4 protein-coding genes are annotated in these 16,145 nt (G+C 50.9%); all 4 read left to right on the top strand.

Annotation, left to right across the window (positions count from 1 at the left end):
* Positions 1-374 precede the first annotated feature (374 nt).
* Positions 375-701 (top strand): hypothetical protein, encoded by a 327-nt coding sequence (locus JTN23_RS24865; protein WP_247237825.1) that lies wholly within the window; start codon positions 375-377, stop codon positions 699-701.
* Between the two features lie 843 nt (positions 702-1,544).
* Entirely contained in the window at positions 1,545-1,874 is a 330-nt protein-coding gene (locus tag JTN23_RS24860; protein ID WP_247237824.1) for a hypothetical protein, read from the top strand.
* Between the two features lie 354 nt (positions 1,875-2,228).
* Positions 2,229-10,532, top strand: a complete 8,304-nt coding sequence (locus JTN23_RS24855; RefSeq protein WP_247237823.1) for a PKD domain-containing protein — start codon at positions 2,229-2,231, stop codon at positions 10,530-10,532.
* A gap of 399 nt (positions 10,533-10,931) precedes the next feature.
* Positions 10,932-16,145 (top strand): DUF5060 domain-containing protein (locus JTN23_RS24850; protein ID WP_247237822.1); only part of this gene is annotated, 5,214 nt, incomplete at its 3' end.

Raw genomic sequence — 16,145 nt, 5'->3', positions numbered from 1 at the left:
CCCGCCCTTCCGGGCGGCGGGTCCTATACTACCCCTGCCCCAGATAAGAAGCCAGCGGTATGGTTATAGGTAGGGAAACTCGATCAATAAGCCCCTCTCCTTTCTTCTTACCTTTCCTTCTTTCCTACCTTCCTCCATTCCTCCTTTCTTACCGCGCGGCGGCCGCCCTTCCTCCTTTCCTCCTTCTAAAAAAATGTAACCGCCGTAGTCGCAAACGTATACGCTAAGTATACGGGTAACTACCTGAATAGTAGAGAAAACCGATACGCAGTAGTAACTTTATAAGAACTTGATGAGTGGCATAGGGATGAACAGGGGAAGCGTTATCTTGCGTAAGAGTTACATACTCCTCTTGTACCAATACTATACCGCACATGAAAAAGTCAAACATCTTTGCCTACGTTGAGCTGACCAAGCTGGTAGGCAACCTCGGAGGAACCCCTCTGAAAGACCGGCTCAAATCGCAGGCCGCCTACTTCAACATTATCGAAAGCCGGCTGTTCTCGGATGAACTGGCCAAAGACTGGGAAGCTATTGTAAACTCAGTAAAGCCAGTAACCGTTCCCACGGCAACAGGAGACCGGGTGCCGCTCAGCCAGGTCGCTGGTACCATCGAGCAGATGAACGAAAAAGACTGCCAGCTCCTGGCTACCCGACTGAAATCCCTCCATCAAAAACTGGAAACAGAACTTAATCATTGATGTTTCAGTGATCGGTATTTTCAGTTGGTTATTAGTTGTTGGCAGGAATTAGTGCTGCTTGATCTGATAACGAAAATCTGACGTGAGTACCGACTGAAAGTTTACCCAAACCTGATAACCAGAAAACAAATAAGCCGCCGTAGCCGGGACTAAGGCGGCTTATTTCCTACGTCACAGGTAAGTGAATCAACTACTACAATCTTCTTCCTCTACTATTGCCTCATTGATGATTGAAAACATGGTCACTGCACAACTGGTCGCTAGTTATTGTCTCAAAGATACCTCCCCCTCACCTGTGTTTCACAAGTCTGTGCACCTCGGATATGCCTACTGCGGAGACTGCGCGCTCCGATAAAGGTAACTCCTCCTTCTATTGGATATTTGGGTACTTGGCTGGGGCAGTGGGCTTTTCTTTTTATCTAAAGGCTACCCGAATACGTCCAGTAGCACTTTCATACCGGCTCCTTTACAACCATTCCCACCTTTGGGTACTCGTTAGTTTATAGATGGGAAAGAACAGTGGCGGCAGCTCCCGGGTGTGTAGTACGGTCATGGACTACTGAGCACGGGCCTCATCGTTAGTTTCTCAAATATAGAAACTGACTACCGGCCGGATTAGCCCCCCTCGGCAGTACCAGATGCAGAACCGATGAAGATAAAAGTACATTAACAGGCTTTCTGTTGGTATATAACCCCCTTACTATCAACCAATTATTATAATTAAAACATAAAGGCTAGTAATCTTTCAAGAATTTACTTAACGGTTACATTACATATATACGTAAAAGCCTATATTTAGTAGGCTGACTATGATCCGCTTCTATCACCCATACCACACTATATATGAAAAAGTCGAACATCTTTGCCTACGTTGAGCTGTCCAAGCTCGTAGGAAACCTCCACGACCAGGCCTCCCCTCTGAAAGAACAGCTCAGACTACAGGCCGCCTACTTCAACATTATTGACACAAAATTCTTTTCAGACCAGCTGGCGCGTGACTGGCAGGCTATTCTGGGTACGGTAAAACCTACTGAGTTTATCCTGAAAGACGGTCGGAAGCCTCTGAACCAGGTAAGTAATACCATCAGTACCCTGACGGAGGAGGAATGCAGGCAAATTGTAAAATGTCTGAGAGACCTGCACCAGAAGCTGGAAGCCGAATTAAAAGTATAGCGTTCTACAAGCAATGACCTCCATATAGCAGAAAGTAACTCTTTACCCACCAACTTTCCCTGTCGCTAAAAGCTGAATGAGAAGGCTGGTGGGTCAAGAAGGTATTATCTACTTTCATTTCAGACAGCAGCAGATGGTCTGCTGTTGGGATTCTTCTTTGGCTATGCCCAGGCTCTGGCTATCGTATCAGATTGGCTTAAGCGCCCTCCGCTCCATTCCTCCATCATTGTTTGCCTTGTAAGGCCTGCTTTATATAGTTGATTTTTAACCACCCGATAATTTTTTCTTGGGACGTGGGAGATGAGCTAGTATGTTCGTACACACATATATACACACTATTACATCCATCCCAATATGAAAGATTACCTCTACTCTATCAAAAGGGTTACTCTTCTTCTCGCACTCCTTTCTTCTCTTTTTTGCCTTCCTGATGCCTTGGGACAAAGCAAAGGGCCCGACCGTAATCAATACAAAGGAAAGCACAAGCTCAAGAAGCAGGATAAAAAGCTTCCTAAGGAGAAACTTAAAGGCAAGATGCTGGATAACGCAAAGTTTAATTTCAAGGCCAGCAAGCTGAAAGGAGTCACCGCGGAAGAAGAAGGAGGAAGCAAAGGTGGTCGACTGGCGGTAACTGCCACGCTGAAAAACCCGACCTCCTTACAGTTTGGCCCCGATGGAAGACTGTACATATCCCAGCAGAATGGTCTGATTAAGGTATACACCATTGCTAAAAACGCGCCGGGTGACTACACCATCACCGGTGAAGAGGTTATTTCGATCATCAACAGCATTCCTAACCATAATGATGACGGAACACCGGCTCCTACCGTGAAGACGCGCCAGATCACGGGGTTGGTAGTAGCTGGTACGGCTCAAACGCCTATCTTATATGTAAGCTCGAGTGACAGTCGCATTGGTGGCCCTTCAGGCGACCTGAACCTGGATACCAACTCGGGTATCATCTCCAAACTAACCAAAACCAGTACTGGCTGGGACAAGGTGGACCTGGTACGGGGCTTTCCCCGCTCGGAGGAAAACCACTCGACCAATGGTATGCAGCTGGATGGTACCATGCTCTACATGGTCATTGGGGGGAATACCAACGCGGGAGCTCCCTCCAAGAACTTTGCTTACCAGACGGAATACGCGCTGACCACGGCGGTGCTATCTATAGACCTGGCCGCGGTTGAAGCCATGCCTACCCAGGGAAGCGGTAATACCAAATACAAGTATGACCTGCCTACCCTCGATGACCCCACCCGCCCGGGTAATCCGGACTCAGGCGACCCCTTTGGGGGTAACGATGGATTGAACCAGGCCAAGCTGGTACCCGGCGGTCCTGTACAGATCTTTGCAACGGGCTTTCGGAATGCGTATGACCTAGTCATTACCAAAACTCCGGGCAAGGAAAGACGAATGTACGTAACTGACAACGGAGCCAACCAGGGCTGGGGAGGCCATCCGGCCAGCGAGGGGGTAGGAACAGCTACTAATAACTATGTAGTAGGCGAACCCGGCTCCAGTACTGCAGGTCCTAATGATCCAAAGGTAAATAACCTGGATAACCTGCACTATATCGGTAACCTGAACAACTACATACCGGGTAGCTACTACGCTGGACACCCTAACCCTATTCGGGCCAATCCAGCCGGAGCGGGACTGTACACGCACGACGGTACTACTGGTGTATGGCGCACCAGCGCCACGGGAGATCATCCCCTGCCGGCCGACTGGCCACCAGTCCCTCTTGATATGGCGCGTCCGGTGGAAGGAGACTTCCAGAACCCGGGTGAGAAGGACAATGCACTGCTGACCTACACAAAATCTACCAACGGGATAGCAGAATATACAGCTTCTAACTTTGGAGCGGGGCTGCAGGGGCATCTGCTGGCAGCCTCGTTTGACGGAACCGTACAGAAAATAACGCTGACAGAGGATGGTACCGACGTTCTTAACACTAAGGGTAGTCAGAGGAAAAATCTTGATTTACCCTTTGCCTCCAACTTTGGTGGCCAGCCCCTGGACATCACCACTCAGGGTGACAACGATATATTTCCTGGTACAATCTGGGTGGTATGCTACCTGGAGAGCTCCATTTTTGTGTTTGAGCCGGAGCCCATTGGCGGCGGCGGAGGTACCTGTAACGCTGAGTATACAACTGCTGCGGACGACGACGGGGATGGCTACAGCAATGCCGACGAGATAGACAATGCCACGAACCCCTGCTCCTCGGCCAGTAGGCCTCAGGATTCAGACGGCGACATGGTATCGGATATGAATGATACAGATGATGACAACGATGGTATTCCGGATGATGCGGACTATTTCGCGCTGGACGCCCACAACGGTACCACCACCAACCTGCCCATTGAGTACGAACTATTCAATAACCACCCGGGTACGGGTTTATTCGGCTTAGGCTTTACGGGGCTTATGCTGCCCAAGCAAAACGGAATAGACTACCTGGACCTGTTTGAGGGAGACAATCTGATCGCCGGTGGAGCCGTAGGAGCTTTTTCGGTAGTCAGTACTACACCAGGCGACCCATATCAGCAGCTGAACAATCAGGAGAATGGCTTCCAGTTCGGAGTGAATGTTAACAAGGATACGCCCCCTTTTACTGTACACACCCGACTGCTGGGCCCCTACTTCGATAACCAGACTCCACAGTACTGGCAGGCCCTGGGCTTATTTATAGGCACGGGGGATCAGGACAACTATATTAAGATCGTACTCGGCTCCGATGGCGGCTCGGGAGGTATAGAGATCCTGCATGAAAACAACGGGAAAGCCAACAGCAGCGAGTATACCCTTCCCGGCGGCATGCCCCTGAGTACCATGGACCTGTATCTGTCGGTAAATCCGGCTACGGGTATGGTACAACCCAAACACTCCAAGGACGGAGGTCCGATCACCAACCTGGGGCCGGCCATCAAAGCAGGCGGTGCTCTGCTGGAAGCCATTCAGGGAGCCCCCGCAATGGCAGTAGGTATTCTTTCAACCTCCCTGGGATCCACGCCATTTACCGCTACCTGGGACCTGATCCGGGTCACCTCCGATACGCCTGCCAACGCGGCTCCGGTGCTGTCTGAGATCGGCAACAAGACCTTAACCGTAGGCGAAACCCTTACATTCACCGCTCAGGCTACTGATCATGATGTACCGGCTCAGACACTGGCTTTCAGTGTATCGGGTACTGAAAGGGCCAGCATCAACTCCTCAACCGGGGTGTTTACCTGGAAGCCCATCACAGCCGGCACCTATACTTTTACCATCAAGGTGACTGACAATGGCGTACCGGCTCAATCGGACGAGGAAACGATTACAGTGACGGTGAACCCGGTTACTACTAATCAGCCCCCAACGGCCGGAGCCGGAGCCGATCAAACGGTTACTACGGGTAGTGTCACCCTGACCGGCTCCGCGGTTGACCCGGATGGCAGCATTACTACCTGGCAGTGGAGTCAGCAAAGTGGTCCCGGCATAGCTACTCTTAGCGGGGTCAATACGTCTACCCTGACGGCCAGTAATCTAATGGCAGGTACCTACGTCTTCCGACTGACTGTCACCGACAACCAGGGAGTATCGGCCTATGATGAGGTTTCCGTCACAATGAGCTCGGGCCAGCAAGTAGTAAGCTTCACGCTTATTAATGCGGATACGGACCAGCCTATACGTAACTTCATTTCAACGGATGTGCTAAATCTGGCCACGCTACCAACCCGTAACATTAGTATCCGGGCGAATACCAATCCTTCACCGGTAGGTAGTGTCAAGTTTGTCATGAGCGGAGCATCAAGTAAAACCCAGACAGAAACAGGCTTTCCGTATGCCCTGTTTGGGGACAACGGCGGAGACTACAATCCATGGACTCCTGCTGTAGGTAGTTATACCCTGACGTGTACTCCCTACACCCTGAAATCGGCTACCGGTACTGCCGGCACGCCACTGACCATTACTTTTAACGTGGTAGATCAGGCGTCGAATCAAACACCTACCGCCAACGCGGGTACCGATCACACCATCACTCTGCCTGCCAACAGCGTTACAATAAATGGGTCGGCCACGGACCCCGATGGAAGTATCTTCTCTTACCAGTGGAGTCAACAAAGCGGACCCGGTACGGCTAGCCTGAGTGGAGCAAACACGGCCACGCTGCTGGCCGGTAACCTGGTTACCGGCACCTACGTCTTTCGTATGGCTATAATGGATAATCTGGGAGCCACTGCCTTTGACGAGGTCTCCGTCACGGTTAATCCGGTAGCAGCTAACCAAGCACCAACGGCTAACGCGGGAGCGGACCAGACCATCACCCTGCCTGCCAACACGGTCACACTGGCTGGCTCAGGTAATGATCCCGACGGCAGCATCGCTGCTCACCAGTGGACGCAGCAGAGTGGACCTAATACAGCCACCCTGGTCAACGCTAACACAGCCTCGCTGACGGCTAATGATCTGGTAGCAGGTACCTATACCTTCCGTCTGACGGTCACCGACAACCAGGGAACTACTGGCTTTGATGAAGTGAGTGTAACTGTCAATCAGGCCGCACCGGCCAATCAGACACCAACGGCTAACGCGGGAGCGGACCAGACCATCACCCTGCCTGCCAACACGGTCACGCTGGCTGGCTCAGGTAATGATCCTGACGGCAGCATCGCTGCTCACCAGTGGAGCCAGCAGAGTGGGCCTAATACAGCCACCCTGGTCAACGCCAACACCGCCTCGCTGACAGCTAATGATCTGGTAGCAGGTACCTATACCTTCCGCCTAACGGTCACCGACAACCAGGGAGCTACCGCCTTTGACGACATTAATGTAGTAGTCAATGACGGAGGAATCCGCTTTAACGCCGGAGGTACAGCCTTTACGGCCTCGGGTAGCCGCCAGTTCATTACTGACACCTACTTCTCAGGAGGTAGCACCTACAATGCCGGTGTTGTAGGAATCGACAATACTACCGACGATCCCCTATACCGCACCGAACGCAATGGAACGTTCTCTTACAACGTCCCAGTCGGCAATGGTACCTATAAGATCGTACTTCACTTTGCCGAGGTGTACTTAGGCGTAAAGGCTACCGGTACCCGCAAGTTCAATGTGGACATCGAAGGTCATCGCAAATTAACTGAATACGATATTACAGCAAAAGTTGGCGGACCTCTGAAAGCTGTTCAGGAAACCTTTATCGTTGGCGTCACTGATGGTACCCTTAACATTGCTTTTGTGGCTGGCAGTGCTAACAACCCTAAAGTGTCTGCCATAGAGGTAGTGCCCAGCACAGAACCTATCCCCAACACAGCGCCTGTCCTGTCCGACATTGGCAACAAGACCATCACCGCCGGTCAGACGCTAAGCTTCACCGCTCAGGCGAGCGATACGGACGCCGGCCAGAGCCTGAGCTTCTCGCTGACCGGCGCCCCGCAGGGAGCCACTATCGACGCCTCTACTGGTGCATTCAGTTGGATCCCTGCTGCAGCTGGTAGCTATCCCTTCACAGTCAAAGTGACTGATAATGGTTCTCCGGCTCTGTCCGATGAAGAAGCCATCACCGTTACCGTCAATCCGGCTGTGACCAATCAGGCACCTGTGGCCAACGCAGGAGCAGATCAGACCATCACGCTACCTACCAACACGGTCACGCTGGCTGGCTCAGGTAATGATCCCGACGGCAGCATCGCTGCTCACCAGTGGAGCCAGCAGAGTGGACCTAATACAGCCACCTTGGTCAACGCTAACACAGCCTCGCTGACAGCTAATGATCTGGTAGCAGGTACCTATACCTTCCGCCTGACGGTCACCGACAACCAGGGGACTACTGGCTTTGATGAGGTAAGCGTTTTAGTTAATCAGGCATCATCAGCTAATCAGGCTCCGGTGGTTGCTAATGCCATAACTGATCAGAATGCCATGATTGGTACGGCTTTTAATTTTGCTTTTGCCGAAAATACTTTCACCGATGCGGATAATGATGCTCTGACGTATGTAGCCAGTCTGGAAGATGGTAACCCACTACCAGCATGGTTAACCTTCACTGCAACTAGCCGTACTTTTAACGGTACGCCTCCAGGTGGTAGTCCGGCCAGTCTGTCCATTAAGGTCACTGCGAGTGATGGTAAAGGAGGCACGGCAACGGACATTTTTCTAATCAGTATTTCGCTACCGGAAAATAGTGGTGCATGGCAAACCGTCACCCCAAGTTCTGGTTCGCCTACAGCCCGCCATGAATCGGCTTATGTACAGGCCGGAGATAGGTTTTTCCTACTAGGGGGAAGAAACTCCAAGCCGGTACAGGTGTACGATCCCGTTGCCAAGTCCTGGATCAATGCGGCATTCCCTCCTATTCAGCTGCACCATTTCCAAGCCGTTACACATGAAGGATTTGTTTACATTGCAGGAGCATTTACAGGCAGTTTCCCTTCCGAAACTTCCGTACCTAACATCTATATCTATGATCCTAAGGCAAACAAGTGGATTGTAGGTCCTGAGATACCGGAAAACCGACGCCGGGGATCCGCAGGAGCGGTGGTGTACAACAATAAGATTTACCTGATTGGCGGTAATACCCAAGGCCATAAAAGTGGTTATGTGCCCTGGTTTGATGAGTTTGATCCGGCTACCAATACCTGGAAGGTACTTCCTGATGCTCCCCATGCACGAGATCACTTCCAGGCTGCAATCATCAATAATAAATTACTGGCAGCCGGTGGTAGACGCTCATCCCAAAACACAGGACAAACTTTCCAGCTAACGGTACCGGAGGTAGATAGCTATGACTTTGCTACCGGTCAGTGGACGGTTCTGCCTACAAATATTCCAACCCCTCGCGCTGGTACTGCCTCGGCTGTACTGGATGGCGAGCTGCTTATCATTGGAGGAGAAAGCAGCCAGCCAACAGCACATAAGGAAACGGAAGCTTTAAATCCGACCACCAATACCTGGCGGCGCCTGGCTGACCTGCAACAAGGCAGACATGCAACACAAGCCATTGTTAATAATGGTTCTATCTACATCGTCGCCGGATCGGGATCACAGGGAGGATCTCCCGAACTGAATACACAAGAACTATTCTCTAAATCAGGTCCTACTACCCCTACAGGTACTCCTTTGACGCAAAGTCAGCTATTGGCTCCATCAACAGCTCCGCTGGGACAGGTGGCGGTAAATACGTCTAAGGATACACCGCTGTCCCTGACAAACACCACAGGTAATCAGGCTATACTCATAACAGCCATTGCTGTCTCGGGAAGTACTGAGTTTGCCCATACGGCTCCTTACACACTACCCTTCGTTCTTCCGGTGGGTCAGAGTATAACTCTGAATGTAAGGTTTAGCCCTACATCCGCAGGTAATAAGACGGCTACACTGACTATCACCCATTCCGGAACCGGTGGAAGTACCGTAGTAACGCTGAATGGCGAAGGTATAGGAGGATCCAACCAGCCTCCAACGGCTAACGCGGGAGCAGACCAGACCATCACCCTGCCTGCCAACACGGTCACACTGGCTGGCTCAGGTAATGATCCCGACGGCAGCATCGCTGCTCACCAGTGGACGCAGCAGAGTGGACCTAATACAGCCACCCTGGTCAACGCCAACACCGCCTCGCTGACGGCTAATGATCTGGTAGCAGGTACCTATACCTTCCGCCTGACGGTCACCGACAACCAGGGAACTACTGGCTTTGATGAAGTGAGTGTAACTGTCAATCAGGCCGCACCGGCCAATCAGGCACCAACGGCCAACGCGGGAGCAGACCAGACCATCACCCTACCTACCAACACGGTCACGCTGGCTGGCTCAGGTAATGATCCTGACGGCAGCATCGCTGCTCACCAGTGGACGCAGCAGAGTGGACCTAATACAGCCACCCTGGTCAACGCCAACACAGCCTCGCTGACAGCTAATGATCTGGTAGCAGGTACCTATACCTTCCGCCTGACGGTCACCGACAACCAGGGAGCTACCGCTCATGATGAGGTAAGCGTACTTGTACATCCGGCCGCACCAACTACCCAACAGGTAGTGAGCTTCACACTAATTAATGCCGATACAGAACAGCCTATCCGTGACCTGGTGCCTAATGATGTGATCAATCTGGCTACGCTGCCAACCCGCAACCTAAACATCCGGTCCAATACCAATCCGTCACCCGTAGGCAGTGTGAAGTTTGTCATGAGTGGCAAACAGAATCGTACCCAGACCGAGACGGGCTTCCCCTATGCCCTGTTTGGTGACGATAGCGGTAACTACCGCAACTGGACACCCGCACTGGGCAATTACAGCCTGACGGCTACTCCTTACACCGAGGCAAGCGCCAAAGGTACCGCCGGTACTCCGCTCACGATCAACTTTAGCGTAGTAGATCAGGCAGGAGCCCGCCTGGCTGCCGAAGGTTCCGCCGATGCGGAAGTCCTGGAAATAACTTTTTATCCTAACCCCTTTGCTGAAACGATAACACTTCAGGTGCGGGGTAAAGGAGAAGGAAAGTTACCGGCTGTTCTTTTTGATGTCACTGGCCGAGTAGTGATGCAACTGGAAGATCTACAAGCCGAACAAACAATCACCTTCGGCAATGAAGTAGCACCAGGCATGTACTTTCTGCATATAGGTGCTGGTAGAAAAGTAAAAACCTATAAGCTGATTAAGACATACTAAATAATCAATGCCCCAGAGAGCCTGGCATCAAAGCAGGCTCTCTGGGAACGTTGTTGAACCAGCTCCCCAAAATCCTCTTGCTATATCCGGCCTCAATAGTATAAGTCACGTCAAATAATATATACACACAAAATTTATGTAACCTTTATAAAAACACCAGACACACTTATTGTATACAGCGAGAAGCTGGTTAATACCAGTACACACCAATCACCTTTTCAGAATCAGCCTAACCTAAACTCCTACATGCCTTTGATATTCACTTGTACTACACCTAACAGATCTATTCGACTAGCAGGGCTGTGCGACTCCGGAACAGTAACAAGCAGCATCTATTACTTAACCAATTGATTTTTCATTATCTGAATCAAATTCTATGTATTTATTAACACACTTTCTATGAAGCCATTTCTACTCAGGGGCGTTAGGCAGCTCAGACTACTAACTTATTTTTCGATTCTACTGGCAGCATTACCTACAACCGGAAAGGCCGCTGGTATACCCTTTCCCACCCTTGTCAACAATGGCACCGGCCAGGTGACCGTACAGGGGGAGCTAAAAAAATGGCACAAGATCACGCTGCTCATCGACGGACCGGCTTCCTCTGAAACCGCTTCCGACAACCCATTCCTCAACTACCGCCTCAACGTCACCTTCTCCAACGGCTCCAAATCCTACCTGGTGCCCGGCTACTTTGCCGCCGATGGCAATGCTGCCCAGACCAGCGCTTCGGCCGGTAACGTGTGGAAGGTGCACTTCGCCCCCGATGAAGTAGGCACCTGGACCTACTCTGTATCCATGAGAACAGGACCTGACCTTGCCGTGAGCGAAGATCCGAATGCCGGCAGTGCCGTCAGTCCGGTGGATGGCCAGAGCGGCTCCTTCACCATTGCTCCTACTGATAAGGGAGGAGTGGACTTTAGGGGCAAAGGCCGCCTGCGCTACGTAGGACAGCACTACCTGCAGTTTGCCGAGACGGGCGAGTACTTCCTCAAGGGAGGGGTAGACTCTCCCGAGAACTTCCTGGCCTATGAGGACTTTGATAATACACCAGACAACGGCGGCAGAAGAAAAACCTACGGTGCTCACCTGCAGGACTGGCAGTCGGGTGATCCGACCTGGAAGGACGGCAAGGGCAAAGGCATCATCGGCGCCATCAACTACCTGTCCGGTCAGGGGCTCAATGCCTTCTCCTTCCTGACCATGAACATCAACGGGGATGACCGAAATGTATACCCTTACCTGAATACCAGCGACTACACCCGCTTTGACTGCTCCAAGCTCGAGCAGTGGGAGAAGGTGTTTGAGCATGCCGACACCAAAGGTATGTACCTGCACTTTAAACTGCAGGAAACTGAAAATGACAAGCTGCTGGATGGAGGAGACCTGGGCACTCTGCGCAAGCTCTACTACCGGGAGCTGATCGCGCGCTTCGGTCACCACCTGGCCCTGAACTGGAACATGGGCGAAGAAAACGTGCAGTCAGATCAGCAGCGCAAAGACATGGCAGAGTACTTCTCCCGCAATGACCCCTACAAGCATCATATCACCATTCATGCCGGCTCCGGCCAGCAATACTTAGTACATCCGCCCCTGTTAGGTAATAATTCCAAATACACCGGTGTTTCCCTCCTGACTCCCTGGAACAATGTCTATCTGGAAACCCAAAAGTGGGTGGAACAGTCTGCACAAGCCGGAAAGAAATGGATCGTAGCCAATGACGAACAGGGCGATGCAAGTACTGGAGTAGCAGCAGATGCCGACTATTCGGGCAATAAGGGTTCAGTTGCCGACAACCAGAATGACATAAGGAAGGAAGTTCTATGGGGAAATATCATGGCTTTGGGGGCTGGAGTAGAGTACTACTTTGGCTACCAGACAGGTGAAACTGACCTCACCGCTCAGGATTTCCGCTCTCGCGCTAAAATGTGGCGTTATAACAAATATGCGCTGGACTTCTTTAAGAACCATGCTCCGGTAGGTGAATTAATTTCTCTTACTAATGTAAGTAACGGCTGGATGATTGGTAAACAGAGTGACTTGTATGTAGTATACCTTAAGAATGGTGGCAGTACCAACATCACTATTTTTACTAATGCTATATATAGTGTCAAATGGTACAATCCACGCACGGGTACCTTGCACAATGGAACGGTTACCTCTTTCTCAGGTCTTGGTTCCAAGTCTGTGGGTGATCCACCGGCTGAACCTACTGAAGACTGGGTAGTGCTGGTTAAAAGAGAATCAGAACCTATATCGTCCTGTGATGCCCCCTTCGAGGAAAAGAATGGTTTGGTTGTAATTGAAGCTGAGAACCTGAACCTGCCCCTTGGTTGGCAGAAAAAGACTGGTGTAAATGGCTATACCGGCAGCGGCTATATCGAATGGGTAAATGCCGCCAACTATTATGCACCAGGATCCGGTATCATTGAAACCACCGTCAAGATCACTAAAACCGGTAAATACCACTTCCGCTGGCATAGCAAGGTTGGCAAGGGTACCTCAGCAACGGACCATAATGACTCCTGGTTACGTATGCCCGATGCTAGTAACTTTTACGCCACTGGTAACCGCACCGTATATCCTGTTGGCAGTGGTAAAACACCTACTGCCAATGGAGTTGGAGCAGAAGGATGGTTCAAGGTCTACACCCACGGTACTACCAACTGGACCTGGTCTACCAACACTAGTGATACTGAGCAACTGCAAATTGTTGCCGAGTTTAATACGCCTGGGGTATACCGGATTCAGATAGCCCCTCGTTCGGATGGTCATCTGATCAACCGCCTGATCATGTATCACTCATCTGTCGATGCGGCTACGGCTCAAGCTTTATCTAATCCGGAAACTTCCTGTATAGGTGATGTTACCGCTAATAAGGCACCTACTGTTAATGCCGGAGCTGATCAGACAGTCTCCCTGCCCCAGAACAGTGCAACCCTAACTGGTACAGCTAATGATCCCGATGGAAGTATTATATCCTATCAGTGGGTCCAAACAAGCGGGCCTAACAATGCTATACTTACTGATGCCAATAGTAACAGACTTATTGCTAGCGAACTAGTGCCAGGAACTTACACTTTCCGTTTAACTGTCACAGATGATAAGGGAGCTTCATCTGTGGATGAAGCTTCGGTGAAGGTACTTTCCAATCAGAAAGTAGTGAGCTTTACGCTGATGAACGCAGATACCGATCAGCCCATCCGGGAGCTAACGGTAAATGATGTGCTAAATCTGGCTACACTGCCCACCCGAAATATTAATATACGGGCCAATACGGAGCCGTACCCGGTAGGTAGTGTAAAGTTCGAACTTACTGGTTCGCCAGGCAGGATACAAACAGAAACAGGCTTCCCTTACGCCTTGTATGGTGATAACAATGGAGACTTTAACGCCTGGATGCCTAACCTAGGAAGCTACAGCCTGACCTGTACGCCTTATACCGGAGCAGGAGCAACCGGCGCTATCGGTACTGCGCTGACGGTTAACTTTACGATCATGGATCAGGCACCTAACTCTACTATAGAGAATTGTACTACTCCCTATGCAGAGCAAAATGGTCTACTGGTAATTGAAGCCGAAAATCTAAACCTACCCTCGGGCTGGGAGCGGAGAACTACGGCTACTGGCTATACTGGAAGCAGCTACATCGAATGGGTTAATACGGAAAGTCTGAACAAAACAGGCGTAGGTCTGATCGAGACCACTGTCAAAATCACAAAGACAGGTAAGTACTATTTCCGATGGCATAACAGAGTGGGTATTGGTTTCCTGCAGAACGAACACAACGACTCGTTCCTGCGCCTGCCCGATGCCAGTAATTTTTATGCTGAACAGGGTTCACTTGTGGTATATCCCAAAGGCAGTGGCAAATTACCAACGGCTAACGGATCCGGAGGAGATGGCTGGTTTAAGATATTTTCCTCGAAAACTACCGACTGGACCTGGTCAACCAATGCCAACGACGAAGACCCTTATCAGGTTGCTGCTGAGTTCAATACACCGGGTGTATATAAGATCCAGATTTCGGCTCGTGCAAAGGGACACCAGATTGACCGGTTGGTCATGTACCATTCCTCTATCAATCAATCAACCGCACAGGTACTGACTAACTTTGAAACTACCTGCTCAGCCGGTAACCAGCCTCCGATAGCTGACGCGGGAGCCGACCAGACAATCACCTCCCCTGCTAACAATCTTACCCTGATTGGTTCAGCCAGAGATGCTGATGGTACTATTGCCTCCTATCAATGGAGCCAGGTAGCTGGATCAAACGCCACATTAGCTAATGCTTCTACAGCTACGTTAACAGCTAGTGATCTGGTCCCAGGTACCTATACCTTCCGCCTGACAGCTACTGACAATAGTGGTGCCACTGCTACAGATGATGTAATCGTGACAGTCCTTTCCGACCAGCGCCTAGTCAGCTTCACGCTGATCAATGCTGATACCGAAGAACCCATACGTGATCTGGTTGCCAATGATCTGTTGAATCTGGCTACATTGCCCACCCGCAACCTGAACATCCGAGCCAATACCAGCCCCTCACCAGTTGGCAGTGTGCGATTTGTAATGACGGGAAGACAAAACCGAAGCAGTAACGATTCAGGCTTGCCTTACGCCCTATACGGAGATGTTAATGGTAACTTTAATAACTGGACGCCACTTGCAGGTACTTACAATCTGACTGGAACGCCTTATACTGGAGCCAATGTTTCGGGTGCAGCTGGCACTGCTTTAACTATAAAGTTTGATGTAGTAGATCAGGCTACCAATCAATCTCCGACAGCCAATGCGGGATCGGATCAGACCATTACCCTGCCTACTAATACGGTCACGCTGGCTGGTTCAGGTAATGATCCCGACGGCAGCATCGCTGCTCACCAGTGGACGCAACAGAGTGGGCCTAATACGGCTACCCTGGTCAACGCCAGCACCGCCTCGCTGACGGCTAATAATCTGGTAGCGGGCACCTATGTGTTCCGTCTGACGGTCACTGACAATCAGGGCGCTGCATCCTTTGATGAAGTGAGTGTAACTGTCAATCAGGCCGCTAATGTTACGCAACAAGTTATAAGCTTTACACTGATCAACGCCGATTCAGAGCAACCTATCCGTGATCTGGTTGCCAACGATGTTCTGGATCTGTCTACCCTGCCAACCAGAAATTTGAACATCCGGGCTAATACAGAACCTTATCCGGTAGGTAGTGTTAAATTCGTATTGAGTGGCAAACAGAGCCGTACTCAAAACGAGACTGGCGCCCCCTACGCTTTATTCGGAGACGCCAACGGTAATTACAATGCCTGGACACCAGCACTGGGTAACTATAGCTTGCTCTGTACCCCTTATACAGGTGCCAGCGCCTCCGGTACGGCTGGTACACCCCTTACTATTAATTTCAGTGTAACAGATCTGGCTGCCAATCAGGCACCAACGGCTAACGCAGGAGCAGACCAGACCATCACCCTGCCTGCCAACACGGTCACGCTGGCTGGCTCAGGTAATGATCCTGACGGCAGCATCGCTGCTCACCAGTGGACGCAGCAGAGTGGACCTAATACAGCCACCCTGGTCAACGCCAACACAGCCTCGCTGACGGCTAATGATCTG

This window comes from Telluribacter roseus, from assembly GCF_017355915.2.
In the GTDB taxonomy this organism is placed as follows: Bacteria; Bacteroidota; Bacteroidia; order Cytophagales; family Spirosomataceae; genus Telluribacter.
This window is presented reverse-complemented; position numbering and strand designations above follow the sequence as displayed.